At 58.9% G+C, this 15531-nt stretch carries 14 protein-coding genes; 3 read left to right on the top strand and 11 right to left on the bottom strand.

Annotation, left to right across the window (positions count from 1 at the left end):
• Positions 1-13 precede the first annotated feature (13 nt).
• The 3 genes from rpoD to rpsU all read right to left on the bottom strand — a co-directional run bounded on the left by rpoD (position 14) and on the right by rpsU (position 4579).
• Positions 14-1861 carry an RNA polymerase sigma factor RpoD gene (gene rpoD / locus CRX69_RS24450; protein ID WP_047228083.1) on the bottom strand — a complete coding sequence of 616 codons (1848 nt, stop codon included), beginning with the start codon at positions 1859-1861 and terminating at the stop codon, positions 14-16.
• A gap of 67 nt (positions 1862-1928) precedes the next feature.
• Positions 1929-3887 (bottom strand): DNA primase, encoded by a 1959-nt coding sequence (gene dnaG / locus CRX69_RS24445; protein WP_107323001.1) that lies wholly within the window; start codon positions 3885-3887, stop codon positions 1929-1931.
• Between the two features lie 476 nt (positions 3888-4363).
• Complete coding sequence (gene rpsU / locus CRX69_RS24440; RefSeq protein ID WP_002551877.1) at positions 4364-4579, bottom strand: 30S ribosomal protein S21; 216 nt, start codon at positions 4577-4579, stop codon at positions 4364-4366.
• A gap of 199 nt (positions 4580-4778) precedes the next feature.
• Here rpsU and tsaD point away from each other — a divergent pair, with 199 nt between their 5' ends.
• Positions 4779-5804 carry a tRNA (adenosine(37)-N6)-threonylcarbamoyltransferase complex transferase subunit TsaD gene (gene tsaD / locus CRX69_RS24435; RefSeq protein WP_107323000.1) on the top strand — a complete coding sequence of 342 codons (1026 nt, stop codon included), beginning with the start codon at positions 4779-4781 and terminating at the stop codon, positions 5802-5804.
• A gap of 10 nt (positions 5805-5814) precedes the next feature.
• Here tsaD and plsY read toward each other — a convergent pair whose 3' ends face one another.
• Complete coding sequence (plsY, locus tag CRX69_RS24430) at positions 5815-6384, bottom strand: glycerol-3-phosphate 1-O-acyltransferase PlsY (protein WP_047228080.1); 570 nt, start codon at positions 6382-6384, stop codon at positions 5815-5817.
• 74 nt (positions 6385-6458) lie between these two features.
• Between plsY and folB the strand changes: the two genes are divergently transcribed.
• Both folB and folK read left to right on the top strand, forming a co-directional pair.
• Positions 6459-6812, top strand: a complete 354-nt coding sequence (folB, locus tag CRX69_RS24425) for a dihydroneopterin aldolase (protein WP_018607238.1) — start codon at positions 6459-6461, stop codon at positions 6810-6812.
• Positions 6803-7330: a 2-amino-4-hydroxy-6-hydroxymethyldihydropteridine diphosphokinase gene (folK, locus tag CRX69_RS24420; protein WP_047228079.1), complete on the top strand. Its 528-nt coding sequence runs from the start codon at positions 6803-6805 to the stop codon at positions 7328-7330. The genes folB and folK overlap by 10 nt, the downstream gene beginning before the upstream one ends.
• Before the next feature lie 107 nt (positions 7331-7437).
• Here the strand turns inward: folK and CRX69_RS24415 are convergent, their stop codons facing one another.
• From CRX69_RS24415 to apaG, 7 genes are all read right to left on the bottom strand, one after another.
• Positions 7438-8664 carry a multifunctional CCA addition/repair protein gene (locus tag CRX69_RS24415; protein ID WP_107322999.1) on the bottom strand — a complete coding sequence of 409 codons (1227 nt, stop codon included), beginning with the start codon at positions 8662-8664 and terminating at the stop codon, positions 7438-7440.
• Between the two features lie 63 nt (positions 8665-8727).
• Complete coding sequence (locus CRX69_RS24410; protein ID WP_047228077.1) at positions 8728-10293, bottom strand: SpoVR family protein; 1566 nt, start codon at positions 10291-10293, stop codon at positions 8728-8730.
• Positions 10290-11561: a YeaH/YhbH family protein gene (locus CRX69_RS24405; protein WP_047228076.1), complete on the bottom strand. Its 1272-nt coding sequence runs from the start codon at positions 11559-11561 to the stop codon at positions 10290-10292. Before CRX69_RS24405 ends, CRX69_RS24410 begins: the two co-directional genes overlap by 4 nt.
• A 113-nt stretch (positions 11562-11674) precedes the next feature.
• Complete coding sequence (locus CRX69_RS24400; protein WP_047228075.1) at positions 11675-13597, bottom strand: PrkA family serine protein kinase; 1923 nt, start codon at positions 13595-13597, stop codon at positions 11675-11677.
• Between the two features lie 299 nt (positions 13598-13896).
• A complete protein-coding gene (glpE, locus tag CRX69_RS24395; RefSeq protein WP_047228074.1) occupies positions 13897-14226 on the bottom strand; it encodes a thiosulfate sulfurtransferase GlpE in 330 nt (109 codons plus the stop codon).
• 33 nt (positions 14227-14259) lie between these two features.
• Positions 14260-15138, bottom strand: coding sequence for a symmetrical bis(5'-nucleosyl)-tetraphosphatase (locus tag CRX69_RS24390; protein ID WP_107322998.1), 879 nt, complete (start codon positions 15136-15138; stop codon positions 14260-14262).
• Positions 15138-15518: a Co2+/Mg2+ efflux protein ApaG gene (gene apaG, locus CRX69_RS24385; RefSeq protein ID WP_047228072.1), complete on the bottom strand. Its 381-nt coding sequence runs from the start codon at positions 15516-15518 to the stop codon at positions 15138-15140. Before apaG ends, CRX69_RS24390 begins: the two co-directional genes overlap by 1 nt.
• Positions 15519-15531 lie beyond the last annotated feature (13 nt).

The raw sequence follows: 15531 nt of genomic DNA, 5'->3' as shown, positions 1-15531 counted from the left end.
GGGGTTTTTAACATCACTCGTCGAGGAAGGAGCGCAGGTGCTCGCTTCGCGTCGGGTGGCGCAATTTGCGCAAGGCCTTGGCCTCGATCTGACGAATCCGCTCGCGGGTTACGTCAAACTGCTTACCGACTTCCTCAAGGGTGTGGTCGGTATTCATGTCGATGCCGAAACGCATGCGCAGTACCTTGGCTTCACGGGCAGTGAGGCCGGAGAGTACTTCGCGAGTCGCTTCCTTGAGGCTCTCAACGGTGGCGACATCAATCGGCGACTGCATGGTGGAGTCTTCGATGAAGTCACCCAGATGGGAGTCTTCGTCATCACCGATCGGGGTTTCCATGGAGATCGGCTCTTTGGCGATCTTCAATACCTTGCGGATTTTGTCCTCAGGCATTTCCATGCGTTCGCCCAGCTCTTCCGGAGTCGGTTCACGACCCATCTCCTGCAACATCTGCCGGGAAATGCGGTTGAGCTTGTTGATGGTCTCGATCATGTGCACCGGAATACGGATGGTGCGGGCCTGGTCGGCGATCGAGCGAGTGATCGCCTGACGGATCCACCAGGTGGCATAAGTCGAGAACTTGTAGCCGCGACGGTATTCGAACTTGTCCACCGCTTTCATCAGGCCGATGTTGCCTTCCTGGATCAGATCGAGGAATTGCAGGCCGCGGTTGGTGTACTTCTTGGCGATGGAGATCACCAGACGCAAGTTCGCTTCGACCATCTCTTTCTTCGCGCGGCGGGCCTTGGCCTCACCGATCGACATGCGACGGTTGATGTCCTTGATCTCGGCGACGGTCAGGCCGGTTTCGGCCTCCAGCGCGGTCAGCTTCTGCTGGCAACGAATGATGTCCGGTTGCAGGCGGGCAATGGCTTCAGCGTATTTGCTTTTGCCTTTGGCCAGTGCATCGGTCCAGCTTTCGTCGACTTCGTGGCCAGGGAACTGACGCAGGAAATCAGCACGTGGCATGCGGGCATCACGCACGCACAGTTGCATGATCGCGCGCTCTTGCTGACGCAGACGATCCAGGGCGCCGCGGACACGCTCGACCAGGCCTTCGAATTGCTTTGGCACCAGTTTGATCGGCATGAACAGCTCGGCCAGTGCCAACAGCTCGGCAATTGCCTGCTTGTTGTTGCGGCCATGCTTCTTCAGCGCCTTGCGGGTGATTTCCATCTGGTCGGCCACAGCGCCGAAACGCTGGGCAGCGATGACCGGATCCGGACCGCTTTCGGCTTCTTCTTCGTCGTCGCTGGCTTCGGCGTCGTCGTCATCGGTGTCGTCGTCGGCCTTGGCGGCTTTCGCGTCGATCGGCGGCGGCACTTCGGCTGCAGGCGGCGCGATACCGTCGTCCGGGTCGATGTAACCGCTCAGGACGTCGGACAGGCGGCCACCTTCGGTGGTGACGCGGGTGTACTCGGAGAGAATATGGTCAACCGTGCCAGGGAAGTGCGCGATTGCGCCCATCACTTCGCGGATGCCTTCTTCAATGCGCTTGGCGATTTCGATTTCGCCTTCACGCGTGAGGAGCTCTACCGTACCCATTTCACGCATGTACATGCGCACGGGATCGGTGGTGCGACCAATGTCGGTCTCGACCGCTGCCAACGCTGCGGCCGCTTCTTCAGCGGCCGCCTCGTCGGTATCGGCGTCGGCCAGCATAAGGGCATCCTTATCTGGAGCAACCTCGAATACGTTGATCCCCATGTCGTTGATCATGCGGATGATGTCTTCCACCTGTTCCGGATCTGAAATATCCTCCGGCAGGTGGTCGTTGACCTCCGCGTAAGTCAGGTAGCCCTGCTCACGACCCAATAGGATCAACTCTTTGATACGAGACTGCTGTTGCGCTTTTCCGGACATAACACCCTATCCACTGAAGGTCTTGGCGGGCAAAAAACAAGCCGAGGATTATACCTGAGCTGTGACCTCACGCGCCAGTTGAGGTCGGGTTTGATGCGCAAACATTGCGGCTGAGTAAATCGCGCAATTGGTTTTTCTCTTCGCTGGTCAACTCGCTCTGGCGAGCTTTTCGCAGAAGTTGTTCCAGATTTCGCTCGCGTTGGCGGGCGGACAAGCTAGTAATGGTGTCGAAAAACTGTTGTTCAAGGTTGTCTCCATCAATCAACCATTCCTTCTCGGCCAGGGCCTTCAACAGGCGCCCTTGTTCGGTGCCGTGCCACCGGGCGATCAACTGGAAAGAGTTAAGTTTGGGGTTCTTCTGCACGGCTTCAAGGAGTGCGATCAGCAATTGCGTATTGCTGTGGTCCTCGGCGGCGAAGTGCCCGGCGTCCTCGACCTTTTCAGCCAGTTGCGGGTGGTGCAGCAGAGTCCGCAGGGCGGCCAGTGTTGGTGGTTCGACGGCGGCCGGCACGCGCGGGGCACGTGGCTGGTCGCGATCGCCGCGCTTACCGTTCTTGTCCCAGGGTTTTTTGTCCCATTTCTTGCCGCCGCTGCCCGGTTTCTTGGGTGTCCATTCCTGCGCAGGCGCGTAGTCCTGCTGAGGTTGATGATAGTCGGCGAAATCCGGCATCGCGTCGTAATCAATGCCTGGGTCGTAAGCCGGCGGTGCTTCCTGGGGGGCGCTGTGGACCAACTGATTGACCGTTTCACTGTTCAGGCCGGTGATTTCGGTCAGACGCTGGCGCATCAGTGTGCGCAAGTTGGCGCCGGGTACCTTGTCGATCAACGGTGCCGCGAGGGTGGCCATATGAGCCTTGCCTTCGAGGGAGCGTGGATCGGCTTCTTCGGTCAACTGCTGGAAAAAATAATCGGCCAGCGGTTGCGCGTGCTGGTTGATCCGCGCACGGAAAGCATCGGTGCCTTCGGAGCGCACCAGGGTATCCGGGTCCTCGCCCTCGGGTAAAAACAGGAAGCGCGCTCGCCGCCCATCCTGCAGGCATGGCAATGTCGCTTCCAGTGCTCGCCAGGCGGCATTGCGGCCGGCCTGATCGCCGTCGAAGCAGAACAGCACGCTGGGCACGACGCGAAACAGGCGCTTCATGTGCTCTTCGCTGGTGGCGGTGCCCAGGGTCGCAACGGCATTGCGTAAACCTTGCTGGGCCAGGGCGATCACGTCCATGTAACCTTCGACGACGATGATTTCGTCGAGGTTGCGGTTGTTCTTGCGCGCTTCGTACAGCCCGTAGAGTTCCTGTCCTTTATGGAATACCGGGGTCTCCGGGGAGTTCAGATACTTGGGTTTGTCGTCGCCCAGGACCCTGCCGCCAAACGCGATGATCCGTCCGCGCGTGTCACGGATCGGGAACATTACCCGGTCGCGGAAGCGATCATAGCGCTTGCCGGTTTCGGCATTCTCGATCAGCAGGCCGGCGTCGATCATCGCGCGTTGCTGCAAGGTGTCGCTGCTTAAGTGCTTGTACAGATTGTCCCAGCCGGGTGGGGCAAAGCCGAGGCCGAAATCCCGGGCGATTTCCCCGGTCAGGCCGCGGCCCTTGAGATAATCCACGGCTGCCTTGCGGGCAGGATGGCTTTTGAGGGCCTGGCGATAAAAATCGGCCGCCGCGGTTAGCAATGGGTAGAGCGGCGAGTCGGTGGGTTGGCGCGGTTTGTGCGCTCGGCCACTTTCCTCGCGGGGAATTTCCATGCCGGCGGCTTTGGCCAGTTCTTCGACAGCCTGGGGGAAGTCCAGGTTGTCGTGGTCCATGATGAAGCCGAGGGCATTGCCGCCAGCGCCACAGCCGAAACAGTAGTAAAACTGTTTGTCGGGGCTGACGCTGAAGGACGGGGTCTTTTCCTTGTGGAACGGGCAGCAGGCCGTGTAATTCTTGCCGGCTTTTTTCATTTGCAGGCGAGAGCTGACCACATCGACGATGTCGGTGCGGTTCAGGAGGTCGTCAATAAAGCTCTGGGGAATCAGCCCGGCCATGGCGTTCTCATCATCACTGCGCGAAATATGGACCCGAAATCAGCAGGCGTAACCGACTCTTGGTCTTGAGGCACGGTAAAACGGTGGCTCGACCGGGTCGTCTGCATCATCGCTGTCGGGAAGTGTATCTGCCGATAGTCCACTGACGTTAATCACTAATCAGTATTCGACTGTTTGAATATGTTGCGCTGAGTCCGGTAACGGCCGTTCAGGCCTCGGATCATCAGGCGGGCACGCAAGCAGGTGCCTTGGGCTGATCGTCGTTAGAGGAATCAGGGTGTGCTCGTCAGTAGCCTTGGAAGGCTCGTCAGAAGAGACGTGCACCGCTGGCAAAAGAGCCAGGTCTGACGTGGTAAAGCAGGTTGTCTCGGTCGCATGTGCGACTTTGACAGTGAAGCATCAAGCGTTTTCCGCAAATGCCATAAGCCCGGCTTGAGGGCCGGGCTTGGCAGAAGCTTGCTACGGACGTCTGTGTATTAGTACAGACGTACGGCGCGGCGCTGTTCGCGCTGAACTTTCTTGGCGTGACGCTTAACAGCGGCTGCTGCTTTGCGCTTACGCTCGGAAGTCGGCTTCTCGTAGAATTCGCGGCTACGAACTTCAGCCAGAACACCGGCTTTTTCGCAGGAGCGCTTGAAACGACGCAGAGCTACGTCGAAGGGTTCGTTCTCTTTTACTTTGACGGCTGGCATCCAGAGCTACCTTCATTCATTACCGGGGTCAACATCCTCGCGGCAAAAGAGCACTTGAAGACGTCGGTTTTTAAGGGTTGCGGATGTTAACCCCTCATCGCTCGGAATGCAAAGCCTCTGATCGAAAACCGCTGGTCGGGGCACAACGTGACGACTATTATGCGCGCCTTCGAATTCAGCCTCTACAAGGCGCAAACCCATGCTAGTACTGGGATTAGAAACCTCCTGCGACGAAACCGGTGTCGCATTATACGACAGTGAACGCGGCCTGTTGGCCGATGCGCTGTTCAGCCAGATCGACCTGCACCGCGCCTATGGCGGCGTGGTGCCCGAGCTTGCGTCCCGCGATCACGTCAAGCGCATGCTGCCCTTGATTCGCCAGGTCCTGGCCGAGGCCGGCTGTGTGCCGACCGAGATCGACGCCATTGCCTACACCGCCGGGCCGGGCCTGGTGGGCGCGCTGCTGGTGGGTGCTTCCTGTGCCCAGGCGCTCGCCTTCGCCTGGGGTATCCCGGCCTTGGGTGTGCATCACATGGAAGGTCATTTGCTGGCGCCGATGCTGGAGCCGCAACCGCCTGAGTTTCCGTTCGTCGCTTTGTTGGTCTCTGGCGGTCATACACAGTTGGTCCGGGTCGATGGCATCGGCCAATACGAACTGTTGGGGGAAACCCTGGACGACGCTGCCGGTGAAGCCTTCGACAAGACCGCGAAGATGATGGGCCTCAATTACCCGGGCGGACCGGAAATCGCACGGTTGGCGGCCCACGGAGTGGAAGGGCGTTTCGTCTTCCCGCGGCCGATGTGTGACCGCCCCGGCCTGGATTTCAGCTTCAGCGGCCTGAAAACCTTCGCCCTGAACACCTGGCAGCAATGCGTCAGCGCCGGAGACGACGGCGAGCAAGCCCGTTGCGACATCTCGCTGGCGTTCCAGCAGGCGGTGGTGGAGACTTTGACCATCAAGTGCAAGCGCGCCCTGAAACAGGCCGGACTCAAGCGTCTGGTGATCGCTGGCGGAGTCAGTGCGAACAAGGCTTTGCGCTTGTCACTAGAGAACATGCTTGGCAGCATGAACGGCGACGTTTACTACGCCAGGCCGGAGTTCTGCACAGATAACGGGGCGATGATTGCCTTCGCCGGATGCCAGCGTTTGCAAGCCGGCCAGCACGAAAGCCTGGCAATCAGCGTGCAGGCGCGCTGGCCCATGGAGCAGTTGTCACCGCTGTAGGGCGATTGGATTAAAAATGCCGTTCGCGCCCGGCAAACAGGTCGCGTAGATTGCCCCGGTGGCGCCAGACGATCAGTGCAACGAGTGCCGTCACCGGCAGCAAGGCCGCCGGCTCCTGCCAGGCCAGCAATGGCAGGATCAGCGGTGTGGCGATCAGGGCGGCCAGGGAGCTGGTACGGGTCAGGTAGAACGTCAGCAGCCAGGCAGCGACGGCCAGCAGGGCGGCGGGTGGATACAGACCCAGCAGCATGCCGGCGGCGGTGGCGACACCCTTGCCGCCGCGAAAGCGAAAGTACAGCGGGAACAAGTGACCGAGGACGGCGCAGACACCGATCCAGGCCTGTTGCTGCAACGAAAGTCCTGCAAGATTGGCGAGCAGAACCGGGACAAGGCCTTTGCAGAGGTCGCCAAGCAAGGTCAGGATGGCAAGTTTGCGTCCGGCCAGGCGCAGCATGTTGGTGGCGCCGGCATTGCCCGAGCCACTCATTCGCGGATCCGGGCGACCGGTCAGGCGGCTGAGCAAAATGGCGAAGGACAGCGAGCCAAGCAGGTAGGCGAAAGTCGCCAGTAACCAAAACATGCTAACTATTCCGGGCGAGGACGCCCTGATTCTAACGGCGCATTGCGCCCTTGTCGTGCTGCGGAGAAGAGTGCTTGGACAGAGTGTTTATCGAAGGCCTGGAAGTCGACACGGTCATTGGTGCCTACGACTGGGAGCGCGGCATCCGCCAGTGTCTGCGGCTGGATCTGAGTTTCGCCTGGGATAACCGTCCGGCCGCCGCCGGCGATGACCTGACCCTGGCGCTCGATTACGCCAGCGTATCGTCGCGCATCCAGGCATTTGCCGAGCAAGCCCAGTTCCAATTGGTTGAGACCTTTGCCGAACGACTGGCTCAGGCGCTGATGGACGAGTTCAAGATTACCTGGCTGCGTCTGAAAGTGACCAAGCCCGGCGCTGTGCCGGCCGCCAGTGGCGTGGGCGTGGAGATCGAGCGCGGATGTCGCTGACTCAGGTTTTTCTCGGGCTCGGCAGCAATATCGAGCGCGAAGCCCACTTGTGCGCAGGTCTTGAAGCCCTTGCCGGTTTCCTGGTGGACATACGCTGTTCGGCGGTGTTCGAGAGCCAGCCGGTGGGGATCAAGAGCGGGCCTTTTTTCAATTTCGTCGTAGCTGCCTACACGGATCTGCCGCTGATGGAGCTGGACCGTCGCCTCAAGTTCATCGAAGCAGACAACGGTCGTTATGCGCCGGACCGTAAAGGGCTGCCGCTGGATATCGACGTGTTGTTGTATGGCGAGCAGGTCGGCAATTTCGACGGCTTGATCCTGCCCCGCGCCGAAATTCTCAAGAACGCCTTTGTCCTGTGGCCATTGTCGTTGATTGCACCCGATCGGATACATCCTGGCGTAGGCAAAAGCTTCGCGACTTTGTGGGATGAGTCGCAGATTGACCAGGTGTTGGCTCCGGTGGCTTTTGAATGGCGGGGTGTACCGCTCACGCCTTTGGAGCTGCTGTCAGGCCTCTGACGTCATCGCGAGCAGGCTCGCTCCGACATTGCGCCTGAGCGGCCCGCGATGCCTGTGGGAGCGAGCCTGCTCGCGATGGCCGAGATGCAAGCCGACACAAAGCTTTCTCAGCTCGCCGCGTCTTTATACGCTTTCAATGCCCGAAGACGCTCACGCTTGATCGCCTCGCCCAATTCAGGTCCCTTGAAGCCTTTTTCCAGCAAGGGCTGCACCGCTACTCCGCGTGCGGCCGCTGCCGCTCCACGCAGGTAATCCGCCTGTGGATAACTTCGACTCTCCAGGCCCTTGCGGCCGCGCGCATCCATCTCGCACGCGGCGATGAACTCCTCGAAGCGCTGAGGGCGGCGATACACGTCAAAACTCTGCAACAGCTCAAGCAAAGTGGATGCCTTCAGCTCAAGCGCACGATGGCCGTGGGTATGGTATTGACCGACCAATAAAGCCAACTCCTGACAGTCGCGCGGTGCCTTGAAACGTTCATTGACCGCCTTGATCAGCTTCAGGCCCGTGTGTTCATGGGCGATATGCCGGGGCCATTCGTGCGCGGGCGTCAGGCCTTTGCCCAAGTCATGCAGTAGGCACGCCCAACGAACCGTCAGGGGCTGTTCATGCAGCGCGGCCTGCTCCAGCACGCTCAGGGTGTGGACGCCAGTGTCGATTTCAGGGTGATGGGCCTCGGGTTGCGGCACGCCGAACAGTGCATCCACCTCGGGCATCAAGACTTTGAGGGCTGTGCAATCGCGCAGGACCTGGATAAACACCTGCGGTTGTTTTTCCATGAGGGCGCGGGAAATTTCTTTCCAGCTGCGTTCGGCGGTCAAGGCTTGCAGTTCGCCCGAGTCGCTGAGCTGGCGCATCAGTTCCAGGGTTTCGTCCGCCACTTTGAAACCGAGCGGAGCATAGCGCGCGGCAAAGCGGGCAACCCGCAGGACCCTGAGTGGATCTTCGGCGAACGCGGGGGAAACATGGCGTAGCAGGCGGGCTTTGAGATCGCGTTGGCCGTGATACGGGTCGGTAAGATTGCCATGGTCATCTTCGGCCATGGCGTTGATCGTCAGGTCCCTGCGGATCAGGTCTTCTTCGAGGGTCACTTCAGGGCTGGCATGGAACACGAAGCCGCCATAACCGCGGCCACTTTTGCGTTCGGTGCGGGCGAGGGCGTATTCCTCCCCGGTCTTGGGATCAAGGAATACCGGAAAGTCAGCTCCCACCGGGCGAAAGCCCTTGGCGAGCATATCCTCGGCCGTAGCCCCCACCACGACCCAATCAATGTCGGTGACAGGAATGCCCAGCAGGCGATCGCGAACGGCGCCGCCGACTTTATAGATCTGCATAAAAAACCTCCGTTGGTCTGACAGGATAACCTTTGCGCCAGGCCTTCGGAGGTGAAAACGGGTTCAAAGATGAATGACAGCCAAGTCCAACCGGCCATAATCTCCTTCGGTTTGCTCGGTTCTGGGGGGCACGTGATGGGTTTTCATCACCTGCTCGCCTTGCAGGGTTTCGAGATGGATGTCGAAACCCCAGAGGCGGTGCAGGTGCTTGAGGACTTCATCGGTTGAGTCGCCCAACGGTTTGCGATCATGCGCCTGATGGCGCAGCGTCAGCGAGCGATCGCCCCGGCGATCGATGCTGTAGATCTGAACGTTGGGTTCGCGGTTGCCCAGGTTGTATTGCGCCGCCAGTGTCTCGCGGATGACGCGATAACCGCTTTCATCGTGGATGGCAGGCACCAGCAGGTCATCTTTCTGGTCATCATCGAGGATGCTGAACAGTTTCAGGTCGCGGATGACCTTGGGCGAGAGGTACTGGAGGATGAAGCTCTCGTCCTTGAAGCTGCTCATGGCGAATTTGATAGCGGACAACCAGTCCGAGCCGGCGATGTCCGGGAACCAGCGCCGATCCTCCTCTGTGGGGTTTTCACACATGCGCCGGATATCGCGGTACATGGCAAAGCCCAGTGCATAAGGGTTGATGCCGCTGTAATACGGGCTGTCGAAACCGGGCTGGAACACCACGCTGGTGTGGGACGTGAGGAACTCCATCATAAAACCGTCGGTGACCAGGCCTTCGTCGTACAGGTCGTTCATGAGCGTGTAATGCCAGAACGTGGCCCAGCCTTCGTTCATGACCTGGGTCTGGCGTTGCGGATAAAAATATTGAGCGATCTTGCGCACGATGCGCACGATCTCCCTCTGCCACGGCTCCAGCAGCGGAGCGTGTTTTTCAATGAAATAGAGGATGTTTTCCTGAGGCTCGGCAGGGAAGCGCGCGTTGTCTTTCTCGCTGTACTTGTCGGCCCCTTTGGGAATGGTGCGCCACAGATCGTTGATCTGCTTTTGCAGATGTTCTTCGCGATCCTTTTGACGCCGGCGTTCTTCTTCGGCGGAAATCGGATACGGTCGTTTGTAGCGGTCCACGCCGTAGTTCATCAGCGCGTGGCAGGAGTCCAGCAGGTCTTCCACGGCATCGATGCCGTGACGCTCCTCGCATTGCATGATGTATTGCTTGGCAAATACCAGGTAATCGATGATCGAGCTGGCATCGGTCCAGGTGCGAAACAGGTAATTACCCTTGAAGAAGCTGTTGTGGCCGTAGCAAGCATGGGCCACCACCAAGGCCTGCATGCAGATGGTGTTTTCTTCCATCAGGTAGGCGATGCAAGGGTCGGAGTTGATCACGATCTCATAGGCCAACCCCATCTGGCCGCGGCTGTAGGACTTCTCGGTACTGAGGAAGTGCTTGCCGTAGGACCAGTGGTGATAGCCCAAAGGCATGCCGACCGACGCGTAGGCGTCCATCATCTGCTCGGCGGTGATCACCTCGATCTGGTTCGGGTAAGTGTCCAGGGCATAACGGTCCGCGATACGGCTGATTTCCCGGTCGTAGGCCTGGATCAGCTCGAACGTCCATTCGGAGCCGGTGGAGATGGGTTGACGCTTCTGCTCTTTTTTGGCGGTCATGTCACTAACCTGCGCTGGAAGAGTTCACGGAAGACCGGGTAGATGTCCCCGGCCGAGACCAGTTGCTGCTGGGCAAATGTGTCGGAAAACGCTTCGGCAATGCGTTCATATTCGTACCACAAGGCCTGATGTTCCCGTGGAGTAATTTCCACATAGGTGTAGTACTGGACGAACGGCATGATCTGGTTGATCAGGATGTCGCGGCAAATGGGTGAATCATCGTTCCAGTTGTCGCCGTCGGACGCCTGGGCGGCGTAGATGTTCCATTCATTGGCCGGATAGCGTTCGGCCATGATTTCCTGCATCAGCTTCAGGGCACTGGAAACGATCGTGCCGCCGGTTTCCCGGGAATAGAAGAACTCCTCTTCGTCGACTTCCCTGGCGCTGGTGTGGTGGCGGATGAACACCACATCGATCTTGTCGTAGTTCCGTTTGAGGAACAGGTACAACAGGATGAAGAAACGCTTGGCAATATCCTTGGTGGCCTGGGTCATGGACCCCGACACGTCCATCAGGCAGAACATCACGGCCTTGGAGCTGGGGTTGGGTTGTTTCACCAGCAGGTTGTACTTGAGGTCGAAGGTATCGAGAAATGGCACACGGTGAATCCGCGCGCTAAGTTTTTCGATCTCCGCTTCCAGCTCCTGAATATCGCCAAAATTGTCGGGTTCTTCGCGCTTGAGGCGGGCGAGCTCCTCCTTTGTCTCGCGCAACTTTGCCCGGCTGCTGCCAGACAGCGCGATGCGCCGGGCATGGGCCGAGCGAAGCGTACGGATAATGTTGATACGCGAAGGATTGCCTTCATTGCTGATGCCGGCGCGCACCGTCTTGAACGTATCGGTGCCGGTCAGGTTGCGCTTGACCAGATTCGGCAGCTCGAGGTCCTCGAACATGAACTCCAGGAATTCCTCCTGGGTAATCTGGAACACGAATTCGTCCATGCCCTCGCCGGAGTTACCGGCCTTGCCCGGACCTCTCCCGCCACCTCCGCCTTGCGGACGCGGAATGTGTTCGCCGCTAGTGAATTCCTTGTTGCCGGGGTGCACGACAGTCTGTTTGCCGCCACGCCCGTGGTGAAGCACCGGCTCGTCGATGTCGCGTCCGGGGATGCTGATCTGCTCGCCATGTTCCATGTCGGTAATGGAACGGCGACTGACCGCCTCTTCGACGGCCTTCTTGATATGGTCGCGGTAACGCCGCAGAAACCGCTGGCGGTTCACCGTGCTTTTGTTCTTGCCATTAAGGCGTCGGTCGATCACATAGCTCATAGGTGGCCCTCTGGGCAGCTTCAAGTTCTCAGCTTCAAGCTGCAAGCCGCAAGCGCAGGGACGGTGAGCGCCCCTGCAGCTCAAGGCTTGAAGCTTGCCGCTGCTTCACTGCCTCACTGCGATTTCCGGACCCGCAGGTACCACTCGGAGAGCAGTCGTACCTGTTTGTCGGTGTAGCCACGTTCGACCATGCGTGTGACGAAGTCGTTGTGTTTTTGCTGGTCCTCCTTGCTGGCCTTGGCGTTGAAACTGATGACTGGCAGCAGGTCTTCGGTGTTGGAGAACATTTTCTTCTCGATGACCACCCGCAGCTTCTCGTAGCTGAGCCAGGTCGGGTTCTTGCCGTTGTTGTTGGCCCGGGCCCGCAAGACGAAGTTGACGATTTCGTTGCGGAAATCCTTGGGGTTGCTGATCCCGGCCGGTTTCTCGATTTTTTCCAGTTCCTCGTTCAGCGCCACGCGGTTGAGGATTTCGCCGGTTTCCGGATCGCGGTATTCCTGATCCTGGATCCAGAAGTCCGCGTAAAGCACGTAGCGATCGAAGATGTTCTGCCCATATTCGCTGTAGGACTCCAGGTACGCGGTCTGGATTTCCTTGCCGATGAACTCGATATAACGCGGAGCCAGATACTCCTTCAGGAAACGCAGGTAACGCTCGCGGGTTTCCGCCTGGAATTGTTCCTGCTCGATCTGCTGTTCCAACACATACAGCAGGTGAACCGGGTTGGCTGCGATCTCGTGTGGATCGAAGTTGAAGACCTTGGACAGAATCTTGAAGGCAAAACGTGTGGACAGACCATTCATCCCTTCATCGACTCCCGCGTTGTCGCGGTATTCCTGGATCGACTTGGCCTTCGGATCAGTGTCCTTGAGGTTCTCACCGTCATAGACGCGCATCTTCGAATAGATGTTGGAGTTTTCCGGCTCCTTCAGGCGCGACAGCACCGTGAACTGGGCAAGCATCTTCAGTGTGTCGGGGGCGCAGTGGGCCTTGGACAACGAGCTGTTGAACAGGAGCTTGTCGTAGATCTTGACCTCATCGGTGACTCGCAGGCAGTAGGGCACCTTGACGATGTAGATCCGGTCGATGAAGGCTTCGTTGTTCTTGTTGTTGCGGAAGGTGTGCCATTCCGATTCGTTGGAGTGCGCCAGCAGGATGCCGCTGAACGGAATCGCCCCGAGGCCTTCAGTGCTGTTGTAGTTGCCTTCCTGGGTTGCGGTCAGCAGGGGGTGCAGCACTTTGATGGGCGCCTTGAACATTTCGACGAATTCCATCAGGCCTTGGTTGGCCCGGCACAGCGCACCCGAATAGCTGTAGGCGTCGGCGTCGTTTTGAGGAAACTCTTCCAGCTTGCGGATATCGACCTTGCCCACGAGGGCCGAAATGTCCTGGTTGTTTTCATCCCCCGGTTCGGTCTTGGCCACCGCGATCTGGTTGAGGATCGAAGGGTAGAGCTTGACCACCCGGAACTGGCTGATGTCACCGCCGAACTCGGCCAGGCGCTTGGTGGCCCATGGCGACATGATGGTATTGAGGTAGCGGCGCGGAATACCGAAGTCTTCTTCCAGAATCGCGCCATCTTCGGTAGCGTTGAACAGCCCCAGGGGGGATTCGAACACGGGAGAACCCTTGATGGCGTAGAAGGGCACCTTTTCGATCAGTTCCTTGAGCTTCTCGGCCAGGGACGATTTACCGCCACCGACGGGACCAAGCAGGTACAGGATCTGTTTCTTTTCTTCCAGACCCTGAGCTGCGTGGCGGAAATAGGACACGATCTGGTCGATGCACTCTTCCATGCCATGGAAGTCCTGGAAGGTCGGATAGCGGCGAATCACCTTGTTGGAAAAGATCCGCGAAAGCCTCGAATTGGCCGAGGTATCCAGCAGTTCCGGTTCTCCGATTGCCAGCAACAGGCGTTCCGCAGCCGATGCGTAGGCGCTGCGGTCCTGCTTGCAGAGATCGAGGTATTCCTGCAGCGAGTATTCCTCCTGCCGCGTGGACTCGAAACGTTGCTGGAAGTGGCTAAAAATACTCATGACGTCACCTCGCTCGATACGTGGAGCCGGTGTCGGATCAATCAGTCGATGCTGGTCGGCCGCTGGGAACCCAGCTGCCGTTTACCCCCCAGAATGCTTTCAGAAATGCCGTCTCCTGAAAGCTGTCTCCCGATGAACCCGCGCGCCGGTGTACCGGCTCTCCCCTGTTTTGGATGGCCTGAGGCTAAGGATAGTTCGGAATCGGAGAGGTAAAGGTTGAATGCGTAATTAGTTGTGGCAGACCGTTCGTCCGCCATCACCCAAACCCGCGGTTCACGTGGGCTTGGGCGTCATAAAAATTATTCCGGGTTACCTGGGGCTGTTTCTGCAGGATAAGTCGTGCGCCACAGCTCAAAACCGCCGTCCAGGCTATAGACATCGGAGAAGCCTTGGCTGACCAGGTAAGCGGCTGCGCTCTGGCTGGAGTTGCCGTGATAACAGACCACCACCACGGGGGCATCGAGGTCCGCATTGCGGATGAAATCGGAGAGGGAGTGGTTATCCAGATGGGTCGAGCCGCTGATGTGCAGGGCGGCGAAGGTGGCCGGATCTCGAACGTCGACGACAACCGCGCCTGTTTCACGCAGGGCCTGGGCCTGCTCTGGGGGGATGCGTTTAAAAGCGGTCATTTGGGACTCCTGTAGCCTGACGCGCGGCATCGATCAAACGATGGTAGCGGCCGTTACTGATGCAATGGTCGGATGATGAAGGGATTTGGCGTGACCCTGTTCGTCACACTCGCAACGCAGTTGCTCGCCAGAGTCGACGTTCATCAGCGTCATCGCGCTACCCCATACGCATCCGGTGTCGAGGGCGAAAACCCCAGGTTCGTCGGATTGGCCTTCCAGTGCCGCCCAGTGCCCGAAAATGATCTTCAGATTACGGGTCTTGCGCTCTTTGTGTTTGAACCAAGGGGCGTAGCCAGGTGGCGCGGTCTCGATGCCTTCCTTGCCCTTGAGGTCCAGCTTACCGTCGCGGGTGCAGAAGCGCATGCGGGTGAAATAATTGGTGATGACTCGCAGACGGGCGGTGCCGGTGAGATCGTTGTCCCATTTGACCGGTTCATTGCCGTACATGCCATCCAGGTAGGGGCCGAACAGGTTGTCGTCGCGCAGCGCGTGTTCGACTTCGCCGGCGTACTTGAGCGCCTTGCGCAAGGACCACTGGGGTGGGATGCCGGCGTGCACCAGCGCCAGGTTGCGCTGCTCGTCGTAGTGCATGAGCTTTTGCAGGCGCAGCCATTCCAGCAGCTCGACGCAATCGGGAGCATCGAGGATCTCGCTCAAGGTATCGGATTTTTTCAGGCGCTCGATGTTCTGCCAGGCGGCCAGCAGGTGCAGGTCGTGATTACCGAGCACGCAGACCAGCGAATCGCGGATGTTGTAGAGAAAGCGCAAGGTCTCAAGCGATTGTGGGCCGCGATTGACCAGATCGCCCACCAGCCACAGCGTGTCTTTCTGTGGGTCGAAGGCGACCCGTTCCAGCAGGCATTTGAGCGGGTCCAGGCAACCTTGCAGATCGCCGACCGCATACGTCGCCATCAGTGCAGGGCTCCGGGTACCGCCAGGCGAAACGGCTTGATGATCGCGTCGAAACGCGTGCCGTCCTCCGCCAGCATCTGGTACGTGCCCTGCATGGTGCCGACCTTGGTCGTCATCACCGTCCCGCTGCTGTAGCTGTGGCTTTTTCCAGCGTCGATCAGCGGTTGCTGACCGACCACACCCTCGCCCCGCACGTGCTCAACATGACCATCGCCGTCGGTGATGACCCAGTGGCGTGATAGCAGGCGGGCTGGCAATGAGCCGTTGTTGCTCACGGTAATGGTATAGGCGAAGGCGAAACGGTTGTGCTCAGGTTGCGACTGTTCTGCCAGAAAGCGGGTGGCGACGCTGACGTCGACCTGATAACGAAGATCGGACATGCAAAAAGGCCTT

This window comes from Pseudomonas rhizophila (assembly GCF_003033885.1).
Lineage (GTDB): Bacteria > Pseudomonadota > Gammaproteobacteria > Pseudomonadales > Pseudomonadaceae > Aquipseudomonas > Aquipseudomonas rhizophila.
Note: the sequence above shows the minus strand (reverse complement) of the source record. Positions and strands in the feature narration are given on the sequence as shown.

Bases quoted from the DNA above. Each gene is read 5' to 3' on its own strand.
- CRX69_RS24400 (WP_047228075.1), bottom strand. From the start codon at position 13,597: ATGAGTATTTTTAGCCACTTCCAGCAACGTTTCGAGTCCACGCGGCAG.
- tsaD (WP_107323000.1), top strand. From the start codon at position 4,779: ATGCTAGTACTGGGATTAGAAACCTCCTGCGACGAAACCGGTGTCGCA.
- dnaG (WP_107323001.1), bottom strand. From the start codon at position 3,887: ATGGCCGGGCTGATTCCCCAGAGCTTTATTGACGACCTCCTGAACCGC.
- rpoD (WP_047228083.1), bottom strand. From the start codon at position 1,861: ATGTCCGGAAAAGCGCAACAGCAGTCTCGTATCAAAGAGTTGATCCTA.
- CRX69_RS24415 (WP_107322999.1), bottom strand. From the start codon at position 8,664: ATGCAGATCTATAAAGTCGGCGGCGCCGTTCGCGATCGCCTGCTGGGC.
- glpE (WP_047228074.1), bottom strand. From the start codon at position 14,226: ATGACCGCTTTTAAACGCATCCCCCCAGAGCAGGCCCAGGCCCTGCGT.
- CRX69_RS24390 (WP_107322998.1), bottom strand. From the start codon at position 15,138: ATGGCGACGTATGCGGTCGGCGATCTGCAAGGTTGCCTGGACCCGCTC.
- CRX69_RS24410 (WP_047228077.1), bottom strand. From the start codon at position 10,293: ATGACCGCCAAAAAAGAGCAGAAGCGTCAACCCATCTCCACCGGCTCC.
- folK (WP_047228079.1), top strand. From the start codon at position 6,803: ATGTCGCTGACTCAGGTTTTTCTCGGGCTCGGCAGCAATATCGAGCGC.
- apaG (WP_047228072.1), bottom strand. From the start codon at position 15,518: ATGTCCGATCTTCGTTATCAGGTCGACGTCAGCGTCGCCACCCGCTTT.
- plsY (WP_047228080.1), bottom strand. From the start codon at position 6,384: ATGTTTTGGTTACTGGCGACTTTCGCCTACCTGCTTGGCTCGCTGTCC.
- rpsU (WP_002551877.1), bottom strand. From the start codon at position 4,579: ATGCCAGCCGTCAAAGTAAAAGAGAACGAACCCTTCGACGTAGCTCTG.
- CRX69_RS24405 (WP_047228076.1), bottom strand. From the start codon at position 11,561: ATGAGCTATGTGATCGACCGACGCCTTAATGGCAAGAACAAAAGCACG.